Here is a 20,742-nt window from a genome sequence, read left to right as displayed (position 1 = left end):
GATCATTGTGCGGCGGCCTCTGCGATCGGTTGTAATCCGGCGTTGACGCGCGCGACGGCGCGCGGCGCCGTTTCCCTGAAGAACAGGGACAACAGGCCACCGAAGGACAGGACCGCGGCGATTGTCAGGAATGCGGTCGGCAAGCCTGCATGCTGGGCGATGAAGCCCGCCACGCTCGGCGCGACCCCGCCACCGAATATCTCGCCTGAACCAACGACAAGACCCATCGCCCCTGAAGCGATGGAGGCCGGTACGGCCTCCCCGGCCAGCGGCCCGGCGATCAGTGCGATGACCCCGCAGCAGAAGAAGGCGGATGAAAAAAGCAGCATGAACAGCATCAATGGCGTCTGGGCATAGATGGTAAGCAGGACCAGCGAAACGGCCGCCAGAAAGAAGGCGGCAACAGCCGTCGTTCGGCGTCCAAGAACATCGGATATGCCACAGATCGCAATCTGACCCAGAAAGCCGCCGAAACCCAGACCCGACATCACAAATCCCATCTGCGTGCCGGAAAGGCCGATGACATCGGTCAGGAATACCGGCGTCAGCGATCCGATCACGAACAGGCCACTCATGGCGCAGAAGATGGCGGGCATGGCGATACGGACGTTGTGAAAGCCGAACAGGCTCACCCATGAAACCTGTGGCTTGGGTTGGTCATTGATCGCTGGAACAAAGGCTGGCTCGCGCAGGACGAAATACATCAGTGCCGCGATGATCAGGCCGGGGATAGCAACGATCCCGAATACAATGCGCCACGATGGCACCAGTTCGACAAGCTGGGTCGCTATGATCGGCCCCAGCGCCAGACCAAACAATGCGAAGGCACCTTGAATGATGCCCAGATTGAGGCCGCGCCGCCGGGGTGGAGAGGCATCGATCGATGCGGCGTAGCTGGCAGGACAATAGGCCCCTTCGGCAACCCCCATCAGCAGCCTGGCGATCAGCAGCATGCCAAGGCCGGTTGCCAGCCCGCTCGCGCCCGACAACAGGGAAAATGCAACGATCGCGGGAATGAGTATCTTGCGCCGTCCGACCTTGTCCGAAAGCCGCCCCATCACGATCGCGAAAACGCCCCAGCTAAGGCCCAGGATGGCTGCCAGATTTCCGATGTCCTGATAGTCGAGATCAAGGTCGCGCATGATCTGGGGCGACAGCGGCATCACCAGCCACCGATCAAGACCAACCAGCCCGAAACCCAATGCGAGCAGGGCGACTGCCTTGAACTCGTAACTCGGCTTTTCTTCGCCTGCCTCTGTCATGCGTATCTCCGTGAAACTGGCTCAAATACGGGCGAACTGTTCCTTGGCCCTGACGAGGTGGACAAGCGTGGTCGTGACCGGCGTCGACACACCGATCGCTTCGCCAGCAGCCATCACGGCGCCGTTGATGAGGTCGATTTCGGTCGCACGTCCCGCCAATATGTCCTGCAGCATCGACGGCTTATGCTCGCGATGCGTGGCGAGAGCATGATTGACGCGGGCCATGATCCGGGTTGGATCAACCGCGACCTTGTTGGCGTGGGCGACTGCCACGGTTTCTTCAACCACGGCCTCGACGATCGCCCGCCCGGCGACACTGTCCAGGCCGCCAACGGGGCATTCCAATATAGCCGAAGGCGCGTTGAGCGCGGCATTGAAGGCGACCTTTTCCCACACGGCGACTTGCGTTGACGGGTCGGCCCTGGCCGACATTCCTGCCGCTTCGAACAGAGCCTCCAGCATATGGGCCTGCGGCGTCCCCGCTTCCTCCATGCTCCACAAGGTGATCTTGCCCTTGCCGTGGGAATGCACTTCGGCAGGCGGCACGAGGTCGGCGGGCACGTCCGTCACGCCGAACAGGACGTGGTCCCGACCGATCGTTGCCGCGATCGTTTCGGCATTTCCCAGTCCGTTTTGCAGGGTAAGGGCGAATGTTTCTGGTCCCACCAGATGCGCAATCTGCTGCATCGCCGTGGCGGTGTGAATACCCTTGGTGAAAACGATCACCATGCTGGCGACATCGCGCAGGGCTTGGGCGGTGCTTGCCTTGACCGGCACGTTGCGCGTGCCGTGATCATCGATGACCGTCAGTCCGGCGGCATTCAGGGTGTCGATCCGCGCCTTGTCGACATCGACCAGCGTGACGGAGGTACCGGCCTCGATCAGCCTGGCGGCGAAATAGCAGCCCATCGCGCCCGCACCGAGCACCAGGACATTTCGGACCAGGTCTGCGTCCTTCCCCCCCATTGGAACACTACTCCAAAATAGTTTGATATAAAACTATGTTGTCAGAGAATTCCCGACTGTGCAATAGGGATTCAGGCGGTGGCGCTTCGGTTGACCTCGGGCAGTTACAGGAGAGAATTATGTACACGACGAGCAGTGCTTTTCTTGATGCCCTGACCGAGGCGGGGATTTCCTGCATCTTTGCGAATTTTGGCAGCGATCATCCCGCCATGGTCGAAGCGATCGCCCAGGCCCGGAGCGAGGGCAGGTCGATCCCCCGCATCTTCACCTGCCCCAACGAAATGGTCGGCATGAGTGCGGCGCATGGGTTCTGGCAGGCCAGCGGCATCCCGCAGGCCGTGGTTGTTCATGTTGAATGCGGCACGCAGGCTCTGGCGGGCGCCGTCCACAACGCGGCCAAGGGGCGCGCCCCGATGCTGATCTTCGCGGGCGCCTCACCATTCACGCAAGACGGAGAGATGACCGGCAGCCGCAACGAATTCATCCAATGGATTCAGGATGTTCACGACCAACGCGGCATCGTACGCGGTTATGTCAAATATGATAACGAGATCCGCTCCGGCCACAACGTCAAGCATCTCGTCCACCGCGCCTTGCAGTTCGCTGGGACTGACCCCAAGGGTCCGTCCTACCTGATGGGCGCGCGCGAAGTGATGGAAGCGGCAGTAGAACCGCGCGCCAATGATATCGACCGGCATCAGCCGCTGATCCCGTCGGCGCTTCCACCCGAAGGTGTCGAGACGATCGGGCGCGCCTTGCTGGCCGCCCGCCGTCCGCTCGTAGTGACGACCTATATCGGGCGTAACCCCGATGCCGTTGAGCCTTTGACGGCACTGTGTCACCGGCTGGGGATCGGCGTGCTGGAATCGGTGCCAACCTGGATGAATTATCCGCACGATGATTCATTCTATCTGGGCAATCAGTGGAACGAACCCGTGCAGAACGCTGCGTTGGCGGAGGCCGACATGATCCTCGTGCTCGACAGCGACGTGCCCTGGATTCCGACGGTCAACCGCCCGGCGCGCGATGCGAAAATCTATCATATCGACGTTGATCCGCTTAAACAGCAGATGCCCTTGGCCGACATACCCGCGCTTGCCGCATTCCGGGCCGATGCGGCCACCTGCCTTGCCCAGCTTCACGCCTGGCTTGATACCCAGTCTGTGGAGCAGGACGCGCTAAACGAGCGGACCGAACATTACCGGCGGCTCCACGATCAGCGGGCGGATATTCTCATGGCGCGGGAGGCGTCGGAGGATGGCAAGCCGCTGACTTCCGAATATTTTCTCTCGCGACTGCGCAGGCATGTCGATGAAACGACGCTGATCGTGAATGAGGGCATTTCGAACTATCAGGCGATCTTCAATCATCTCGCGCCCACCCGTCCGGCGTCGATGTTCACCAGCGGCGGGGGTTCGCTCGGCTGGCACGGCGGCGCTGCGATCGGCATAAAGCTGGCGCAGCCAGACAAGACCGTGATTGCTTTGACCGGCGACGGCTCGTTCATGTTCTCTGTGCCCACCAGCGTCCACTGGATGGCGCGCCGCTACGAAACGCCGTTTCTGCACATCGTGTTCAACAATGGCGGATGGAAATCACCGAAGCTGTCGACGCTCGCCGTCCATCCTTCGGGCTATGCCGCTGCGGCCGAGGACATAGACGTCAGCTTCGAACCCGCCCCGGACTATGTCGGCATTGCAGCCGCGGCCGGCGGAGCATGGGGCAAGCGCGTGACCCTGCCAGCCGAAGTTGACGCGGCGATCGAGGCGGCGTTGACGGTGGTGCGGGACGAAAAGCGTAGCGCATTGCTCGAAATCGTGATCCCGCCGCTCTGAACGGTGGTCCCAGCCGACCGCGCAAGAGGAGTGGATGATCTGAAGTGTGCGGGTGCGGCCTATTGGCGGCCCGTGGCGGGCGTTGCGCACATGCCGAACAACAAGAAAGGCTGCATCAAGGCAGCCTTCCGTGGATGCTGATCGGAACGAAGTGTAGCGCCCTTTATCCCCCGCCTTGCAACGCAGGATTATTCTTGCGCTCAGCCAGTTCCGCAGTGATCCGCTCATGCGCTCCCTGCCGCAGCGGGGACAGGAATGCGCACAGGCCGCTCCCTGCAAGACTGACGCCGCACAGAAGGGCAATCATGGCGGGCAGAGCACTGCCAAGTCCACCGCCGGATGCGCTTTGGGGATCGTAGCCGACCATGGAGAGCAGGAAGCCAAATAGCCCAGCTGCCAGACCCAGCCCTATCTTCTGGACGAACATGAATACCCCGAACAGGAATGATTCGTGGCGGATGCCGGTTGTCCATTCGCCATATTCGACTGTATCGGGAAGCATAGACCAATAGGCTACGGCGATACCGACCGTTCCTGTCTGCATCACAGCAAAGGCCGCTGTGGCAGAGATAGAGGCGGTTGGCTGGGCCAGCGCCATGAACGCTACTCCGGACAAGCTGGCAAGGGTTGCACAGATCCAGAGCAGACGTTTGCCCAGACGCCGCGCTACCCAGGCCCAGGCGGGAACCAATATGAAGGCAGCCGAAGTCGCAAAGGTCAGCGCCGCGCGCGATTCCGCTTCGTTGCCCACGACATATTTGAAATAGTAGATCATCGACTTGCTGATCACCGTGGTGTTCAGCGTCGCAAACAGCAGGCCGCCAATCAACAGCATGAAGGCGCGGTTTCGGGCAATCGAGACAAAGGAGCCCAAGGATTTGGGCAGATGATCACGCTGTAGATCGGCCGCTTCATCGTCCGGTTCGCGCGTAACTGCGGCAACGAGGATGAAGGTCGCCGTGGCGACGATACCCCCCAGGACAGCCGTCCAGAAGAAGCCGTTGTTGGACGCCCCGCCAGCCATCGCCACCAGCGGTTGGGTGCACAGTGCGACCACCGGCCCGGCGGCAGAGGCGAACAGCACATTCAAGGCGGTAAGCTGTGTCCGCACGGCCTGATCATGGCTCAGTCGCGCGGTAAGCGACGAAAAGGGCACGGCGACCGTCGTGTAGCAGACGCGAAACAGAAGATGGCTTGCAGTAACAGCTACGACCAGGACTTTGCCTTCCAGATCGGGCGAGAGGTAGAGCAGCATGAACGACAGGGCAAGGGGCGCTGCACCGACCGCGATCCAGGGTCGATACCGTCCCCAGCGCGTTCTAGTCCGGTCCATCAACGCGCCGGCTATGGGATCGATCACGGCGTCGAAGATTGATGCCGCCATGTAGATCGCGCCAGCGGTCGCGGCACTCAAGCCTACGATGTCAGTGTAGAAGAACAGCAGAAAATAGGTGATGCTCTGCCAGTAGATATTCAGGCCGAAATTGCCGATCGAGTATCCGAGCTTGCGAGGCAGGGTGAGCGGCGTGGCTGTCGGGGTCATGAGAAGGTCCTGCCCTGGCCTATTGTCAGCACCGCACCAAGCGCCAGATCCAGCGCATCCTTGCCTACCGCAAACCGATATTCGCCTTCATTGATACGCCAGCCATTCAGGCTTGGGTCGAAGCGGGCGATCAGCCGGGGGTCGATGCGGATCGTGCAGTCGCGGCGCTCGCCCGCTGCAAGTTCCAACCTGTCCCAGCCGCACAGGCGCTGATCGACGTCCCCGTCGACATGGGTGAGGTAGAGCTGTGGCACATCGCACCCTGTGTTCGCGCCGCTATTGGTCACAGTGAAGCTTGCCGTCGCAGTTTCGCCGTCCCAGGTGAGTGCCAGACCAGAATATGTGAAAGCAGTATAGCTCAGACCAAAGCCGAACGGGAAGAGCGGAGTGTATGCATTGCGGGCGAACCAGCGATATCCGACACTCGCGCCTTCTTCATAGGGCAATGGAAAAACATCCTTGGCGTTGGCCGCATCGAAGGCTGATTGGCCAAGGCCGAAAAGCTGGGGTCGCGGCAGCTGGTCGACAGATGCCGGAAAAGTGACGGGCAGCCGCCCCGAAGGATTGACCTTGCCAAGCAGGATGTTCGCGATTGCTTCACCTCCGCGATTTCCCGAATACCATGCTGCGATCACTCCCGCGACATCTTGCAGCCAGGGCATCATCACTGGTCCGCCGGTTTCGAGCACGACGATCGTGCGCGGATTGGCCTTCGCAACCGCTTGGATCAACTCGTCCTGTCCACTGGGCAGCGACAGGTCCGGCACATCAACGGACTCGGTCGTCCACTGGGTGGCGAACACGATGGCCACATCGGAACGACTTGCGATTTCTGCCGCGGCGGCTGGATAGGCGCCATCATTGAGATACAGTTCGGTATCGGGCAATGCGGCGCGTAGCGCTGCATAGGGTGATGAGGGGTGGTAGATCATCGTCCGCGGGACGCCGACTGCGGAGACGCCCATTGCCGGGATCTGGATGCCGGGTCCATCGATTGCAGTCACATAGGACGAGCCGCCCCCCGCAAGCACACCGAATTCCGCCATCCCGCCAATCACTGCGATCGAGCCGGGGCTGCCCAATGGCAGAGCCCCGTCTTGATTGCGCAGCATTACGATGCCCTGTTCTGCGGTGCGGCGGGAAATATCCGCATGCGCCGCATAGTCGATGGGGCCCGGTACGGCGGGCCGGTCCATAAGACCTACGGCAAACAGGGAACGGAGTATGCGGTGAACCATGTCGTCCAGCCGCGCCGCCCAGGCCGGGTCGCTTTCCACCTTCGCGCGCAGCGGTGCGTCGAAAAAGACTTCGGCGTCCAACTGGTCGCCCGATTGCTGGTCCAGTCCGGCCATGGCTGCGTCCACGCTGCGGACCGATCCCCAGTCGGACATGACCCAGCCGGGATATTTCCAGTCGCTCTTGAGTACCGTATTGAGCAGCCAATCGCTCTCGCTACAGAAGCTTCCATTGACCAGATTATAAGCGCACATCACCGACCCTGGCTGGCCGACTTCGATAGCCAGTTCGAAAGCGAGCAGGTCGCTTTCCCGGGCAGAGGCTTCGCTGATTCTGACGTCGGCGCTGAAGCGCCCGGTTTCCTGGTTGTTGAGCGCGAAGTGCTTGACGGTCGAGATGATATTCTCATCCTGAATGCCGCGAATACTTTCGCCTGCCAAAATGCCGCTGAGCAGGGGGTCTTCGCCAAAATACTCGAAATTGCGCCCATTGCGTGGCTCGCGGGCGAGGTTGACGCCCCCCGCCAGCATGACATTGAAGCCTTTCATGCGGCTCTCGTTGCCCAGCACCTTACCGCAGTCGCGCGCCAGTTTGCGGTCCCAGGTGGAAGCCAGCGAAATGGTTGAGGGCAGGGCGGTTGCGCCGTCGCCTGGCCGGCATTCGTCGGGATTGGTCACACCAACGCTGGCATCGGTTTCTTGCAACGCGGGAATGCCAAGTCGCGGCACACCGGGAACATATCCGGCTGAACCCAGGGCCTCCACAGGCGCAGGGATGCCCTTGCGCGTTCGTCCCATCGGCCCATGAACAATGGCCAGCTTCTCATCCAGCGACATTTGCCGGACCAGATCCGCTGCTCGCTCGTCTGCTGTGGCGGCAAAACCGTTTGCCGCTGTGATCTCATCTAGATTCGCTTCCATGCAGACTCCCTTCCCGGCGTATTTGGCGGGCACCGACCGTTCCGGAATCGCCCTGCTCTCATTCTTACATGACAACATTGGCATATTGCACTTGTGCTGGTCAATGACTCTGCTGCGAGAGTAAGCGCTTTTGGCGGTGAGGAGGGGCGCCAGTGGCTGTTCTGCAATAGCAGATATAGCGCAATATCTACGTATAAACGCCATTTATCGGTCAAAAACTCCCATTTGGACGCGGATTGGCCGATGCATGCGGCAACGCGGTCAACATTGCGCATGGCCTGACAATGTTGTCTTGACTCAATCGAACTAGTATGAGATCAAACAATTCCAGAAACTAATATCTGGGGAGGAAAACCGTGAAATCTACGCTTTTGGCCTGCACGGCCATCATATTTGCCCTGTCGTCCGTCCCGGCGGTTGCGCAGGATGCATCGAGCCAGGATGACGCTGGCAAGGCCGCTGACTCCAGCGATATCATTGTCACCGCGAACAGGACGGAATCGCGCCTGTCGAAGACGCCGCTTGCGATGACCGCGATCTCGCAAGATGGCTTGCGGGATGCAGGGATCGTCGATGCCCGCTCGCTTGGCCAGATCGTACCCAATCTGCAGATCAGCACCGATCGCGATAACGCGCGAGTGGCCATTCGCGGGGTCACCTCTGCCGATACGACTGAAAAGGGCGATCCTTCGGCCGCCTTTTTGCTGGATGGGGTCTATATTGCGCGCTCATCCGACATTCTCGGCAGCTTTTTCGATCTGGAGCGCATCGAAGTTCTGCGCGGTCCACAGGGCACGCTATATGGTCGCAATACCACGGCTGGCGTGATCAACGTGATTTCCGCCAGGCCCAAAGCGGAGTTTGAGGCTTCGGGCGATGCCTATTTCGGCAATTATGGCCAGCGCGGCGCGACAGCCATGCTCAATGTTCCGGTTGGCGCTTCGCTGGGCCTGCGCGCTGCCGTGAATTACGAACGGATGGACAATGTCATAAAGCTGGCCAACACCAGCGGCGGCACTCTTCTGCCGGCTCGTGATATTTTTTCCGGGCGCCTGTCGTTCGGCGGCACCCTCGGCGACCGTTTCAAGTTCGTCATGCGGGGCGACTATTCAAACGCGAACGGCAGCATGCTCAACGTCCTGCCCCTGAGCAATGCCTATAACACGGCTGTCGCCAAGGGCGTGGACCAGCCCCACATCGGTCGCAGCACAAAGGATTATCTGACCTATCCCTTTGCGCTAGCTGGACCGGATCAGCGTGACTATAAGTTTGGCGGGATCATGGGCGAATTTTCCTATGATTTTGGCTTGTTCGAGCTGACCTACCTCGGTTCCTACCGCGAAACCCATCGCGACGACCGGCGCAATTACATCGTCGGAAGCTTCACCAGCAACCCGGCGGTTTATCGGGGGCGTTTCAACCAATGGTCGCACGAACTGCGCGCCGCCTTCGGTCAGGGCAATCCGCTGCATGGCCAGTTCGGGCTCTACTACTTCCGTGAAAAGAGCGACATTTCGCTGATCCTCGGCCCGCCGGAGGCGAATGGTCCGGGCGGACCCAACGCGATCGGCTTCGGCTTCATCCAGGGGCCAACCCAGTCAACGTCCAAGGGCGTTTTCGGAACCTTGACCTATGACGTTACGCCAGAACTCCATTTGACCGGCGGGGTCCGCCATACCAAGGACGAAAAGTCCCGCGACGGGTTGACGGTGACACGCTATCCAACCGCAGCGGTATCGCCGTGCAATGCGCTTCAGTGCACGCTCAACACGAACATCGCGGCGAATGACTGGAGCAAGACCACCTGGAAGATCGGCGTTGATTATGACTCGCCGATCGGGCTCATCTTTGCCAATGTTTCAACCGGTTACAAGGCTGGTGGTTTCAACGACGGGTGTCTTACGACATCTGGCGGAGTGGGCTGTATCCTGACGCCGGAGACGCTTTTCTATCAACCCGAAAATCTGACCGCCTATGAAGCTGGCGTAAAGTTGAGGTTGAGCAATGCTATTCGCCTGAACGGCGCCGTCTTCCACTATGACTATTCCGGACTGCAACTAAACCAGGTCGTCACCACTCCGGTTCCAGGCAACCGCACCAGCAATGCCGCCAAGGCCAAGGTCGATGGCATTGAACTTGAAGCAAACATCACGCCTTATGCAGGCGGAGCCTTCTCGGTCGGGGTGAATTATCTGGATGCACGCTTTGCCGACTTCATCCCCGACGTCACGTTCCCGAACAGCACGAACCCGCTGAGCTTCGCCGGAAAGCAGCTCGACCACGCCCCCAAATGGACCGCGAACCTGGGCTACACGCATACTATTGCCCTGGCTAACGATGCCGAGATCGAACTTGGTGTGCGTTCGCTGCTCAGTTCGAGCTACGCCATTACGAACCTTGGCACTCTTTCGCAGTTCAAGCAGCCGGGCTTTTCGAAGACTGACCTGAACATTACCTACAACGCGCCGGAAAAGCGCTATTATGTTCAGCTGTTCCTTAAGAACCTTGAGAACGAACTGACCGTTTCTCAGGCTCAGGGCGGGCGTCTGGCCAATGTTCAGTTTGAACAGCCCCGGACCTACGGTGTACGCGCCGGTTTCAAATTCTGAACCCTTCGGGTTTGCATGATAGGGGAAGGGGGCGGCAGTGTGCTGCCCCTTTTCTGTTTAGGGGTAACGTCCCAGGGATAGCCACTTCCGCACCGCTGGCTCCGAAGGTGAATTCTCTAGCGGTATTGCGCTTCTTATCCTGACACATCACCCTTGGCCTGTCTGATCCAGCGCATACGCAGCTGAACTGGGGTGCCCTTGTCGGACAGGACTCGTTGAATGTGGGAATAGGGTTAAGGCACGGGTCCAGTGGATTGGCGGACGATCAAGCCCAGATCAAGCTCTACCCGCCGGTTCGAACGTGGCCTGATCAACTGCTGCACGGCAGCATGAACCATCTCGCTCAGCGGTTGATTGATGGTTGTAAGGGGTGGCCAGATCAGGCTGGCCACCGGGCTGTCGTCGAAACCGCAAACCGACAGCTTTTCGGGAATGGCGATCCCGCGGCCCAATGCGCAGGATATGACGCCCGTTGCCATCTCATCATTCGAGGCAAATATCGCGGTTGGCGGATCGGGCAGGTCAAGCAGATCGGTCGCAGCCTCGAAGCCCGATCTGGATGTGAAATCGCCCTGGCGAACCATGTCGAGAGGGACAGTGCCCGCGAGCCTGGCAAAATGGTCGAGAAATGCCCCCAACCGGATTCTTGACGACGTATGGCTTGCATTGCCGACGATGAAACCAATTCGGCGATGACCCAGGGACCATAAATGATCCACCATGGTTCTGACGGCAGCCGCATCGTCGACAACCACTTCCGCGCCGCTTTTCAAATGCTCGCCTGGAGCAAGCCGCGAGTAGGGGAGGCTCAGTTCCTGCAACGTCTCTATCAGTTCATGACTGTCGCAGACCGGCGGCATGACGATAAACCCCGACACGCGTAGATCCGAAAGCTGCGCTGCGATCTGGCCCTTGTTCTGCAGGACTTCTGCGGCCAGCGATTCGGCGATCAGGTGATAGCCAGCGTTCCGACATGCACCGAGTGCAGCGTCCTGAACCTCCATCTGATATTGCGATTTCCGTTCGGGAAACAACAGGGCAATCGTCATATGGCGACCGCCGCGAATTGTACGAGCGCCCATGTTGGGAACGAAACTCAGCGCATCGATCGCTTCCAATACGCGCGTCCGCGTCGTCTCGCCGACATATGACTGGTTATTGATAACCCGGGACACCGTCTTGAAAGACACGCCAGCCAGCCTCGCCACGTCGACGATGGTCGGTTTGGATTTGATCCTTTGGCTGTCTGACTCTTTCATCGGTCCTGGGTCACTTGGTGTCTGCGATGTGGTCGCAGAAGGAATATTGGGCATCGGCAGATTGTTCGGACTGGCAACTAACTAAAAGCGACCGCTGCTCTCCAGCAGGGGCCACGCGGCGGTATTTGGCTCCGATGCGCCTGATTGGCCCCTTATCTTACACATGCACAATCAAAAAGCACTTTCACCCGGCCAATGCTCTGCAATCAAGCAGCGGTGTCGCGTGTAATAGCGGCGCTTGTTCGCAATCCGCGATAGGGACCGTCGGCGTCAAGAGTGACACATCGTCCTTTCGGCTTCTCATGATACCGGAGGTCAGGGACAACTCGACCTACTGGTTTCAATGGCGAGGGTGAACTGAACCCGCGTCGCTCCGTATCGTGTGCGAGCCCATGATGTTCCGAGCATCGCGCATGAGATCAGCAGCAGGTCATTTCCAGATCTATGTAGCTGTATGCTGCGGAGGCAACGCGAACCATGTAGGCCAGGCGCATGAGTGTAAGCACAAAGGCGTTCTTACACTGCCTTGGCGGCGAGGCGTAAGACGCAACGTAGTTCACCGGAACCCGCTGTTTATACAAAGGAAGAAAAATGGTGGACGCACTAGGGCTCGAACCTAGGACCCGCTGATTAAGAGTTTGGCAAGAGCGACGTATGCGGAAGTTTGCTTGAGTATGTGCTGGTATGTAAGTATCTCGATAATAACGGTATTTTAGCCCATAGACGGTATGCGTAGGGTAGGGTAAGTATGCGCAAGCTGCTTACGACATGCTTACGAGAAGGTTTTGGGCTTATGCCACAGTTGAAATTGACGAAGGCGAACATTGACCGGGTGGCGAAGCCCGGTGCCAAGAGCGACACCCTGTTCTGGGATACCGAAACCAAGGGGTTCGGGCTGCGTGTGACGCCCACCGGCAAGACGACCTTCATTGCACAAGGGCGCGTCAACGGGGTTGGGGACGCGGTGCGCGTCACGGTCGGTCCCTACGGTGTGTTCACCCCCGACCAAGCACGGGAAGCGGCGAAGCAGCACCTCCGCAACATGGAGCTGGGCGTAGATCCCCGCGACGTGAAGAAGCAAGACGAGGCGATGCGTATCTCGTTGATGGATGTCTGCACCGCCTACACCACGCGCCCCGGCAAGCTGAAAGCCAGCACAGCGGCGGAATACAAGCGGCACGTCGAGAAGGTGTTTGCGCCGTGGAAGGACAAACCCATCGCCAACATCACCCGCGACATGGTGCAGGAGCGCCACCGGGAGATTGCTGAAAAGGGGTTGGAGGGGAAGAAGGCAGCGCCCGCAAGCGCCAACGCGGCGTTCGTCACGCTGCGCATTCTTACCAACTTCGCGATGGACGAATACCGTCGCGCTGACGGCGAGCCGCTGATTGCCCGCAACCCGGTCGATGCTCTCAAGCACCATTGGGCGAAGCTGGGCACCCGCACCGAGCGCTATATCGACAAGCGCAAGATTGGCGCGGTGTGGAACAAGCTGCACGCCATGCGCGACGAAGTTGTGGGTTATGAAGCCCTTGCATCGGTGGACCTGACGATCTTTGCGCTACTGACCGGAGCGCGCCGTGACGAGATGGCGACCCTGACATGGGACCGCGTGCATATTGATGACCACAACCCGTCCGAGTGCTGGTGGCATCTGGACGACCGCAAGCGGGGCGACCCGATTTGGCTCCCGCTCAGCAGTCAAGCCGTCGCGCTGCTCAAATCCCGCCCGCGCCTCAAGCTGGAAGATGGCACCGAAAGCCCGTTCGTGTTCCCGTCATGGGGCAAGACCGGGCGCATTATGGACGCCCGCGCTCCGATGGTGGCGATTGGCGAGATAGCGGGCAAGCACTTGTCGCTGCATGACCTGCGGCGCTCGTTCACGAACTACGCCATGCGCGAATGCCTTATCGAGAAGTTCCGCACGGACCTGCTCACCGGGCACAAGCCGTCGCAGGAGGATACCACGGCCCGCAACTATCTGGACCTCGCGCACCTCGATTGGCTCCAACCCGATGTTCAGAAGGTGGGCGACTGGATCGAGCAACAGGCGGCGGTTGCCGCTGCAAAGAATGTGGTGCCACTGCACCGCACCGCTTGATGCACGGCGGGGTGCGCACAGCCGAGCGCACAGGGGCGGCACCAGCGCGCCGCCGGGTAAGGGGCGGCGGGGTAGCGATCGCGCCCCAGCGGGCCTTACAGCGAAGGTCAGCCAGCCACCCCAAAATCGCACCATCCGGGCAAAATCGGTCGATCAGGCCACCCTCTCAAAATCGCCCGACCCCGGCTTAGAGATCGAAAAAATCTCGGCGGACTTTGTGGGTGATGCCCTCGGTCTTTGATGTATGGTGTGTATAGTTTCGCACGCCTTGGCGGACCTTCAAACCATACACACCCTGCATCAACGCGCAGCCATGCACCGCCAGTAAAAAATTGCTAGAACTGCGCAGATTATCAAACACTTTGGCAAATACTTGCTTATACTAGGGGCGCTGTGCTGCTCCGATACTATTGGGCAGCTCTGTAATCCTATCGGCTCCATGGTGGAGCGTTCACCCTGACGCTTGGTTACAGCGGATGGAGCCGATGAGTGACCACACTTCTCAACAACGAAGCCGCTGCGGCGGCGCTGGGTATTTCACCCGTCACCCTGAAAATCTGGCGATGCAAGGGCAAGGGACCGCGCTTCATTAAGCTCGGCAGTTCTCCCCGCGACCGCGTTGTTTATGACCCCGCCGAAATCGAGGCGTGGAAGGCAGCGCGCACGTTTGCCAGCACATCGGACGCGACCGTGAGCCACCCTGGCAATGCGTAAGCGCCCGGTCGCGTCAAGCGGCCGGATGCCCAGCAACACCCGACCGCCTCATCCGAAAGTCCCCAATCCTCGTCGAAAGACCAGCGACATGCACAAAATACACGGCCTCGCCGTAGGTCCACAACCCCGGCGCATTTCCGGTAAAATTGCACTTCGGTCCAAAAAAGGCCCGATGGATTGGGGCGCGTCCAAAATCCCCTCCTACCCCTACCGGCAGGAGGCGCGTCATGGCTGATCCCGATCTCGCCAAACAGGGGTTCTTCTGGCCGGACATGCCATCGGATCATGCGGACCACACCGAGCGCACCCAAGAGGGGGCTATCGTCAAGGTGGCTGCTGCATTCTTTGAGGAGATGGAGCGCCGCTCGGAAAAGGTGAACCCGCTCAAGCTGGACGGTCCTATTTCGCGTGACGAATGGCACAGCGCCAAGGGTAGGAAGCGCCCAATCGTTGACCAGTGGTTCTATGTCGATGTGGGAGTTTTCATCGCTCCCGGCGGCACAGGTAAGACCACGTTGCTCCTGTTCCAAGCCATCTGCATTGTGTTGGGGCTAGACCTGTTCGGCTACGAGGTTCGCAATGCCGGTCCGGTCGTCATCCTGACAGCAGAGGACAGCCGCGAAACGCTGGTCGCCCGCCTGCGCTATATGTGTCACCAGCTTGGATTGACCGACGAGCAGGTGCAGGAGGTGCGTGAGAGCGTCATCATCACAGATGTTTCCGGCAAAGGGATCAAACTGACCACGGTTGAGAAGGACGTGGTGATGCCCAGCAAGGTGCTGGACAGGCTGATTGTTGAAGTGGGATTGCTATGCCCCTCGCTGCTCATCGTTGACCCGATGGTCTCATTCGGGGTCGGCGAAAGCCGTATCAACGATGCCGAGCAGGCCATGATTGATGCGGCGCGGCGGATTGTGAACACCGTGCAATGCGCGGTCCTGTATGTTCACCACACCGGCAAGGCCAACGCCCGCGACAAGACGACCGACCAGTATAGCGGGCGCGGGGGTAGTGCGCTCGCTGACGGTGCCCGCATGGTGCATGTGTTGCAGCGGCTCACCCCGGCAGACTGGACCGCAGCCACCGGGGATAGCCTTGGCCCTGAGGATGGCGGTTTCGTGCTGGCGCGTCCGAAGATGACATGGTGCCAGCCACAGCCGGACATTTACATCAAACGGAGGGGCTATGGGTTCGAGCGCATTGCCGCCGTTGACCCCACCGAAGGCGCCGGAGCGATCAACCGCCAATACGCCGACAAGGTTGACCAGTTCTTGAGGGAGGAGTTTTTGAAGGGCAACAAGCACACGGGTAGGACCTTGGCGGAACTGAAACTGATGCCACGCCAAGCGTTGCGCGGTGCCATTGAACGACTGATGACAGACGGGCGGCTCGTCAGTGAGGCAGTGACCACAGGCAGGGGTGGCGCGCGGACGTTCCTGCGTCCAATCGACCGACCGAACTAGTTTGGTGTTTTGGTGCGCTGTTGGTGCGCTTTGCTGCGCGGTGCGCACCAAGGGGACAGGGGTGCGCAGCAGCGCGTTAGCTGCGCTGCAAGCTATACCCCTTACGGACAGCGCACCACCAAAGGGGTAATTCAGTTCGGTTTGTGGTCAGTGCGAAAAGTGGTTTGGTGCGCTGCCTGCGTCCACGCGCGGCTGTGGTCATCATTTACACAATGAAACGATCCCGAGGAATAAACCGACCGCTCCAAGGACCACGGATATTGCACCAAGTCTTGCAGCGACGCGCGGCATGGCGTCTGTAGCAGACCAAGCCCAAACTAACTCATCCCAAAGACTTGCTTCTTCAAAGGTAAAGGATGCAGTTTTGTTCAGTTTGACGTCTAGCCTAGCGCGGGTTGCGGAATCGAGCGAGATGCCAGTCTTGCCCACGCCAGCCGGTCCGCGAGCAACAGCTAACACGCGATTGCCGCCGTGGCGTATGGCAATCACGCTTCCGGCGCGGGCGAACGGACGATGGGATAAATCCAAACGCACAATGTCGCTCATGACATCTCGTAGCGGCGCATTGGCGACAGTAAGTTCGACAGGTCCGCTTTTCTTTCTCGCCATATGCTCCCCTTCTCGGTCCCGGCTGGAGTTGGACCGACTGAAACGATGATGTATGGTGTGTATAGTTAGAGCAGGCTGAAACGTCTCGTTAAACCCTACACACCATACATCGCTCTATGCCCAAGAAACCACCAAAGCTGCAAACGGCAATCCGCGAAGCGCTAGCAGAGCAGGCGAGGCTTGAAGCGATAGGCGTCGTTGGCTTCACGCCACCGCGCCCGAAGAAGCTGAAACCGGGCAAGATGGCGATGCCAGATGGACCGCCTTCTGATGGGCTTGAAGGTCTGGATGCTGACGGGCGTGAAACCATCATCGCGGCACGCAATGCACCGCCCCCATTTTCTATCAACGACGAGCCGCTTACCACAGCACCGTCCGCACAGGCCGTTGCTGCCGCGCTCAAGAAATACAAAGCCGCGCAAAGCAAGATGAGGGCTGCTCGCCGCGAGATGGAGAAGCTGAAGCCCTTGGTGCGGGATCTAGCATTTGAGTATTGGCTGCGCCGGTATGTGGTTAGTGCGGATAATCGGCGTGAATGGACCCGATCAACGCTTCTCTTCGAAAACTACTGCAAGCACGCTGCCGAGTGTGGCGCAAATAGGGGCGAGACGGACATATTGAATGAGGAATTAGCCTCGGAAACGCGCTTCGGGATATTGCTGCGCGAAGCCGGTTTCAAAAGTGAGCGGCGGTCGCGCCCAGATGGCAACTATTACCCCTTGAGGCTGAAACAGGGCGCATAGCACAGCCGACTGCGCCGGGGGCTGGGGGGCGCGAAAGCACCGCGCTCGCCCCTACGGCACCGGCAACCCCCTGCCGTGCCCCAGCGTGCCCCACAGCGCACCGCGTCAGCGTGGTCATCACCCGCAAATCGTCGGCGCTCAAAGTAGCAATAAGACAGTCCCTATAGCTGGAACTGAACTAAGCGACTGTTTTTGCAAATAAATCGTTTGCGGACCTTCGCACGGCTTAGTTACGCATAAGCCTACCGTAACTTATCAGCCGAAAGTGTAGTTCGATATGGCCGATGAAATTGACACTCGTGTCACCCCGTCTTTTCATCCTGAGACGGTGCAGGCGATTGCGGAATACGACGACGATACCTCAAGCATTCTTGCCGGGACCGTTTCCGCATTCACCGAGGCGTATATCGCAGTCGGGCGGGTCCATGATGCCAGCGCCGCATCGAAAACGAACCCGGCATGGAACGAAGCGGCGGCGCTCATCCACACGGCGGATTTCGCGGACAAGCTGACCTTGCAGCTTGCCAAGCGGTTCGACAGCGCCACCGCTGGTCTGACCCGTGTGATTGAGGGGCTTGAGAGCGAATTGTCCCAGCCCATCGAGGGTGCCGGGGTGGGTGGCATGGCGGGCGAGATTCGGGCGTTCGTGCGCGGTATGAGCGATGGCGAGCGGATGGGGTTCATCCGCAACGCAATCGAGGCTGGCGACACCCGCACTGTTGGCGCGTGCCTTGGCGGACCTGCCTACCTGTCCGGTCTGACCCCGGAAATGCAGACCGCGCTGCTCCGCGTGCATCATGAGAAGGCGAACCCGCGTGCCGCCAAGCAACTGCGGGCGGCGAAGGCCGGTCTTGAACTGCTCGGTGAGCGCGGCGGCCTCGTCTTTGGCGAGATGGAGAAGGCGGTCGGGGCGAAGCAAGCAAAAGTGCAGAAACTTCGCGCAGCAAAGGCGGCGGCTGAAAAGTCGTTCGTCGTCTGATCCCTGTTCTAAACAGTCCGAGGCATCCAATGACCGAACAGATTGCACCGCCTTGGGGGACTAACTGGAAGCCCACGCCCCCGCCCCCTCCGGTTGAAGCCGTTGATGGCAAGCCTTGGCAATGGCAACCCGGTCAGAGCGGCAACCCTCGCGGACGCCCGCCGAACCGACCTGACAAGCGTTTGCTGGCCACACAAGCTGCACTGGATGAAATGCGCAACATCGTTGCGATGCTCGTTGGGCGGGCGCTGGAAGGCGATACCAACGCAGCGTCCATCGTGCTGTCCAAGGTGCTGCCATCGGTGAAGGCGCAGGCCGAAAAGGTGAACTTCGAGTTCGATGCGACTGCCCCGATCAGCGAGCAAGTTGCCCAGGTGCTCGACGCCGTTGCCGCTGGCGCGGTCGCGCCGGACGTGGGCCGGCTCATCATCGACAGCATCAAATCGCTCGCAGACGTGCGGGCGACCGAGCAACTCGAATCGCGGATCGCCGCTCTTGAGGAGAAGCAGGGGTGAACGCGGAAACGGCAAAATATACGTCGTTTTCGAAAAGGCCGAGAGCGACCCGGCAAGCTGAAAATCCCATTGTAGGGGGACGGACATGACGACGATAGCCACGCAGCGGAACAAGGTCATCACGGAGCAGCCGGGACCGGATGACGTGATGGTCGAGGTGATCTTGTTCGGTGAAGGCGACACGCCCGGAACGGTATGCGGGCGCAAGCTGCGTCACCTGCCCATCACGCACTATCAGGAATGCTTGGACTGGGCTTTAGGTATCGCAGACCAGATGGCGCGCCCGATCTATGTCGTGCCGCTCAACCATAACGACATTTTCAATACCGAGCGGTGGACCCCTTACCGCAACGCCATCGCTGGCATGAACGATCAGCAGCGCGGCGAGCTGCGGCATATCGTGGTCAGCAGCATGTGCGAGGTGATGCGGGACTGCGACAACTGGCAGGTCCGCGCCGATGCCTACGACATTCTGCGTAAGTTGAAGGTGACATATGAAAGCTGACATTTCGCTGGCGGAACGCCGCCGTATTGAGTGCGAAAAGCAGGCAGAGATTCGCGCCATGCTGGCACCGCGCCACTTCGCTACCATGCGCGAGCAGATGGCGGTCGATGCGGCACTGGCGCGGCTGGAGTTTGAACACCTCCAAAGCGTCGCGCCTGCCATCTACGGGATATTGGGGCGCACGGAGCAGGTGACGGTCCCCGTGCCTGCACCCGTGGTCGCCCCCGCGCCAGAGTCAGCGTCACCGCCCGTTGCGAGTCGTCCCGGTGCGCCGGACCTGCCCTACGACCTTCGTTACCATCTCGGACTGCAATAACCACAATGGCAGGCATTCGGGCACTCCATAAGCGGCTGGTGAAACTGGAAGATGCCGGGAAGCCGCGACCTTCGCCGTTCACCGTTCTCTATGGCTCGTTTGACGCATGGGTTGAGCGGGAAGTGCTGCCCGGTATCCAAAGCGGAGCGCTGGACCAGCAGGACATGGTGGCGGTCGTCGCTGCCCTGCGGGCATGGGAGCGGGACGGAACATGGAACGCAACTTATGGCTCCTAGAGAATATGTAACATATTTCTCTTGATCGAGATTTTAGGATATGTAACATAACCTCTATCGAATCAGATGGAGGTGGAAATGATGCCAGTTGTAAGATTGAACGACGCTACGTTTGCGGACCTGAGCACCCTCAAGACATGGTTTGGGACGAAGACTCCGAGCGACACCATCGATCGCATCGTTCGGGAAGCGATGGAACAACTCGGAATGGAGCGGGACGACGAACCCGAGGACGTGGTCGCCACAACCAGCGACGGTGCGATGGAGTTCGATACGGCTCCGGGTCTTGCATTCACCAAGCCATTGTCCGCGTCCATTAATGGCAAGGCGGTCCATAGCCCCCGATGGTCGTCAATGCTGTTGACGATGATCGCGCAGTTGAAGGCGAAGGGATTGGAGGGCGAGAAGCTAGTCCGTGAGTTGCAAGTTCCCGCCAAAGCTGAACGCTACGAGGACGAGGGGTTCAAATACCATAGCGATCTTGGAATTTCGGTTCAGGGGCAGTCTGCTTCGGACGCGTGGAAGGAGATCGATCGGCTAGCGAGGAAGTGGTCCATCCCCGTCACGATAGAGTTTTGGTGGCGGCAGAACGACAAGGCGCAATATCCGGGGCGGACCGGCATCCTGCGTTCGGGCGGTGCATGATGCGCTGCCAGCACCCTGCGCCTTCGGGCGTGGGGTGCTGCTATGAGGGGCGCTCGCAATGCCAGCGGCAGCTTACGATTTGCTTATGGGGAAACGGTAAGCAACTTTCGGAGCGCGTTGCGCTCCGCATAAGTGCTTGTTTTTACTTGTGAAAAATGGTGGACGCACTAGGGCTCGAACCTAGGACCCGCTGATTAAGAGTCAGCTGCTCTACCAACTGAGCTATGCGTCCACACCGGCAACCGGGCGGTCTGGATGACCAGTGCCCGTTGGCGTGGGCGGGCAA

At 59.7% G+C, this 20,742-nt stretch carries 18 protein-coding genes and 1 tRNA gene; 12 read left to right on the top strand and 7 right to left on the bottom strand.

Annotated elements, in window-relative coordinates; all coding sequences use genetic code 11:
• Positions 1-2: 2 nt before the first annotated feature.
• Both FE851_RS07505 and FE851_RS07500 read right to left on the bottom strand, forming a co-directional pair.
• Entirely contained in the window at positions 3-1,262 is a 1,260-nt protein-coding gene (locus FE851_RS07505; protein ID WP_145201196.1) for an MFS transporter, read from the bottom strand.
• A gap of 21 nt (positions 1,263-1,283) precedes the next feature.
• Positions 1,284-2,228 carry a ketopantoate reductase family protein gene (locus tag FE851_RS07500; protein WP_145201193.1) on the bottom strand — a complete coding sequence of 315 codons (945 nt, stop codon included), beginning with the start codon at positions 2,226-2,228 and terminating at the stop codon, positions 1,284-1,286.
• Positions 2,229-2,347: 119 nt separating this feature from the next.
• On the opposite strand from FE851_RS07500, the gene FE851_RS07495 reads away from it, so the two are divergent.
• Positions 2,348-4,063 (top strand): thiamine pyrophosphate-requiring protein, encoded by a 1,716-nt coding sequence (locus tag FE851_RS07495; RefSeq protein WP_145201190.1) that lies wholly within the window; start codon positions 2,348-2,350, stop codon positions 4,061-4,063.
• Positions 4,064-4,226: 163 nt separating this feature from the next.
• Here FE851_RS07495 and FE851_RS07490 read toward each other — a convergent pair whose 3' ends face one another.
• Both FE851_RS07490 and FE851_RS07485 read right to left on the bottom strand, forming a co-directional pair.
• Positions 4,227-5,606, bottom strand: coding sequence for an MFS transporter (locus FE851_RS07490; RefSeq protein ID WP_145201187.1), 1,380 nt, complete (start codon positions 5,604-5,606; stop codon positions 4,227-4,229).
• Positions 5,603-7,762, bottom strand: a complete 2,160-nt coding sequence (locus FE851_RS07485; RefSeq protein ID WP_261370872.1) for a beta-glucosidase family protein — start codon at positions 7,760-7,762, stop codon at positions 5,603-5,605. Before FE851_RS07485 ends, FE851_RS07490 begins: the two co-directional genes overlap by 4 nt.
• 356 nt (positions 7,763-8,118) lie before the next feature.
• Between FE851_RS07485 and FE851_RS07480 the strand changes: the two genes are divergently transcribed.
• The gene (locus FE851_RS07480; protein WP_409994481.1) at positions 8,119-10,371 is read left to right on the top strand and encodes a TonB-dependent receptor; all 2,253 of its coding nucleotides are present in this window, start codon (positions 8,119-8,121) and stop codon (positions 10,369-10,371) included.
• Between the two features lie 233 nt (positions 10,372-10,604).
• On the opposite strand, the gene FE851_RS07475 is transcribed toward FE851_RS07480, so the two are convergent.
• Positions 10,605-11,684: a LacI family DNA-binding transcriptional regulator gene (locus FE851_RS07475; RefSeq protein WP_261370871.1), complete on the bottom strand. Its 1,080-nt coding sequence runs from the start codon at positions 11,682-11,684 to the stop codon at positions 10,605-10,607.
• A gap of 694 nt (positions 11,685-12,378) precedes the next feature.
• On the opposite strand from FE851_RS07475, the gene FE851_RS07470 reads away from it, so the two are divergent.
• From FE851_RS07470 to FE851_RS07460, 3 genes are all read left to right on the top strand, one after another.
• Positions 12,379-13,731: a tyrosine-type recombinase/integrase gene (locus tag FE851_RS07470; RefSeq protein WP_261370870.1), complete on the top strand. Its 1,353-nt coding sequence runs from the start codon at positions 12,379-12,381 to the stop codon at positions 13,729-13,731.
• Positions 13,732-14,220: 489 nt separating this feature from the next.
• Positions 14,221-14,445 (top strand): helix-turn-helix transcriptional regulator, encoded by a 225-nt coding sequence (locus FE851_RS07465; RefSeq protein ID WP_145201184.1) that lies wholly within the window; start codon positions 14,221-14,223, stop codon positions 14,443-14,445.
• Positions 14,446-14,672: 227 nt separating this feature from the next.
• Positions 14,673-15,908, top strand: a complete 1,236-nt coding sequence (locus FE851_RS07460; protein ID WP_145201181.1) for an AAA family ATPase — start codon at positions 14,673-14,675, stop codon at positions 15,906-15,908.
• Positions 15,909-16,109: 201 nt separating this feature from the next.
• Here the strand turns inward: FE851_RS07460 and FE851_RS07455 are convergent, their stop codons facing one another.
• Positions 16,110-16,517, bottom strand: a complete 408-nt coding sequence (locus FE851_RS07455; protein ID WP_145201178.1) for a hypothetical protein — start codon at positions 16,515-16,517, stop codon at positions 16,110-16,112.
• A 116-nt stretch (positions 16,518-16,633) separates the two neighbouring features.
• Between FE851_RS07455 and FE851_RS07450 the strand changes: the two genes are divergently transcribed.
• From FE851_RS07450 to FE851_RS07420, 7 genes are all read left to right on the top strand, one after another.
• Positions 16,634-17,260: a hypothetical protein gene (locus tag FE851_RS07450; protein ID WP_145201175.1), complete on the top strand. Its 627-nt coding sequence runs from the start codon at positions 16,634-16,636 to the stop codon at positions 17,258-17,260.
• A gap of 277 nt (positions 17,261-17,537) precedes the next feature.
• The gene (locus tag FE851_RS07445) at positions 17,538-18,239 is read left to right on the top strand and encodes a hypothetical protein (RefSeq protein WP_145201172.1); all 702 of its coding nucleotides are present in this window, start codon (positions 17,538-17,540) and stop codon (positions 18,237-18,239) included.
• Between the two features lie 29 nt (positions 18,240-18,268).
• Positions 18,269-18,754 (top strand): DUF5681 domain-containing protein, encoded by a 486-nt coding sequence (locus FE851_RS26495; RefSeq protein WP_222422934.1) that lies wholly within the window; start codon positions 18,269-18,271, stop codon positions 18,752-18,754.
• An 85-nt stretch (positions 18,755-18,839) separates the two neighbouring features.
• The gene (locus tag FE851_RS07435) at positions 18,840-19,259 is read left to right on the top strand and encodes a hypothetical protein (RefSeq protein WP_145201166.1); all 420 of its coding nucleotides are present in this window, start codon (positions 18,840-18,842) and stop codon (positions 19,257-19,259) included.
• Entirely contained in the window at positions 19,249-19,575 is a 327-nt protein-coding gene (locus FE851_RS07430; protein WP_145201164.1) for a hypothetical protein, read from the top strand. Before FE851_RS07435 ends, FE851_RS07430 begins: the two co-directional genes overlap by 11 nt.
• Positions 19,576-19,580: 5 nt before the next feature.
• Positions 19,581-19,811 (top strand): hypothetical protein, encoded by a 231-nt coding sequence (locus FE851_RS07425; protein WP_145201161.1) that lies wholly within the window; start codon positions 19,581-19,583, stop codon positions 19,809-19,811.
• A gap of 66 nt (positions 19,812-19,877) precedes the next feature.
• Positions 19,878-20,456 carry a T4SS efffector SepA family protein gene (locus tag FE851_RS07420; protein WP_409994480.1) on the top strand — a complete coding sequence of 193 codons (579 nt, stop codon included), beginning with the start codon at positions 19,878-19,880 and terminating at the stop codon, positions 20,454-20,456.
• 156 nt (positions 20,457-20,612) lie between these two features.
• Here the strand turns inward: FE851_RS07420 and FE851_RS07415 are convergent.
• A tRNA-Lys gene (locus tag FE851_RS07415) sits at positions 20,613-20,688 on the bottom strand.
• Positions 20,689-20,742 lie beyond the last annotated feature (54 nt).

Source organism: Sphingobium sp. B2 (assembly GCF_007693735.1).
GTDB classification, from domain to species: Bacteria; Pseudomonadota; Alphaproteobacteria; order Sphingomonadales; family Sphingomonadaceae; genus Sphingobium; species Sphingobium xenophagum.
Note: the sequence above shows the minus strand (reverse complement) of the source record. Positions and strands in the feature narration are given on the sequence as shown.

Coding starts and splice junctions, on each gene's coding strand:
- FE851_RS07505 (WP_145201196.1), bottom strand. CDS start 1,262: ATGACAGAGGCAGGCGAAGAAAAGCCGAGTTACGAGTTCAAGGCAGTC.
- FE851_RS07500 (WP_145201193.1), bottom strand. CDS start 2,228: ATGGGGGGGAAGGACGCAGACCTGGTCCGAAATGTCCTGGTGCTCGGT.
- FE851_RS07495 (WP_145201190.1), top strand. CDS start 2,348: ATGTACACGACGAGCAGTGCTTTTCTTGATGCCCTGACCGAGGCGGGG.
- FE851_RS07490 (WP_145201187.1), bottom strand. CDS start 5,606: ATGACCCCGACAGCCACGCCGCTCACCCTGCCTCGCAAGCTCGGATAC.
- FE851_RS07485 (WP_261370872.1), bottom strand. CDS start 7,762: ATGGAAGCGAATCTAGATGAGATCACAGCGGCAAACGGTTTTGCCGCC.
- FE851_RS07475 (WP_261370871.1), bottom strand. CDS start 11,684: ATGCCCAATATTCCTTCTGCGACCACATCGCAGACACCAAGTGACCCA.
- FE851_RS07470 (WP_261370870.1), top strand. CDS start 12,379: ATGCGCAAGCTGCTTACGACATGCTTACGAGAAGGTTTTGGGCTTATG.
- FE851_RS07460 (WP_145201181.1), top strand. CDS start 14,673: ATGGCTGATCCCGATCTCGCCAAACAGGGGTTCTTCTGGCCGGACATG.
- FE851_RS07455 (WP_145201178.1), bottom strand. CDS start 16,517: ATGGCGAGAAAGAAAAGCGGACCTGTCGAACTTACTGTCGCCAATGCG.
- FE851_RS07450 (WP_145201175.1), top strand. CDS start 16,634: ATGCCCAAGAAACCACCAAAGCTGCAAACGGCAATCCGCGAAGCGCTA.
- FE851_RS07445 (WP_145201172.1), top strand. CDS start 17,538: ATGGCCGATGAAATTGACACTCGTGTCACCCCGTCTTTTCATCCTGAG.
- FE851_RS26495 (WP_222422934.1), top strand. CDS start 18,269: ATGACCGAACAGATTGCACCGCCTTGGGGGACTAACTGGAAGCCCACG.
- FE851_RS07435 (WP_145201166.1), top strand. CDS start 18,840: ATGACGACGATAGCCACGCAGCGGAACAAGGTCATCACGGAGCAGCCG.
- FE851_RS07430 (WP_145201164.1), top strand. CDS start 19,249: ATGAAAGCTGACATTTCGCTGGCGGAACGCCGCCGTATTGAGTGCGAA.
- FE851_RS07425 (WP_145201161.1), top strand. CDS start 19,581: ATGGCAGGCATTCGGGCACTCCATAAGCGGCTGGTGAAACTGGAAGAT.
- FE851_RS07420 (WP_409994480.1), top strand. CDS start 19,878: ATGGAGGTGGAAATGATGCCAGTTGTAAGATTGAACGACGCTACGTTT.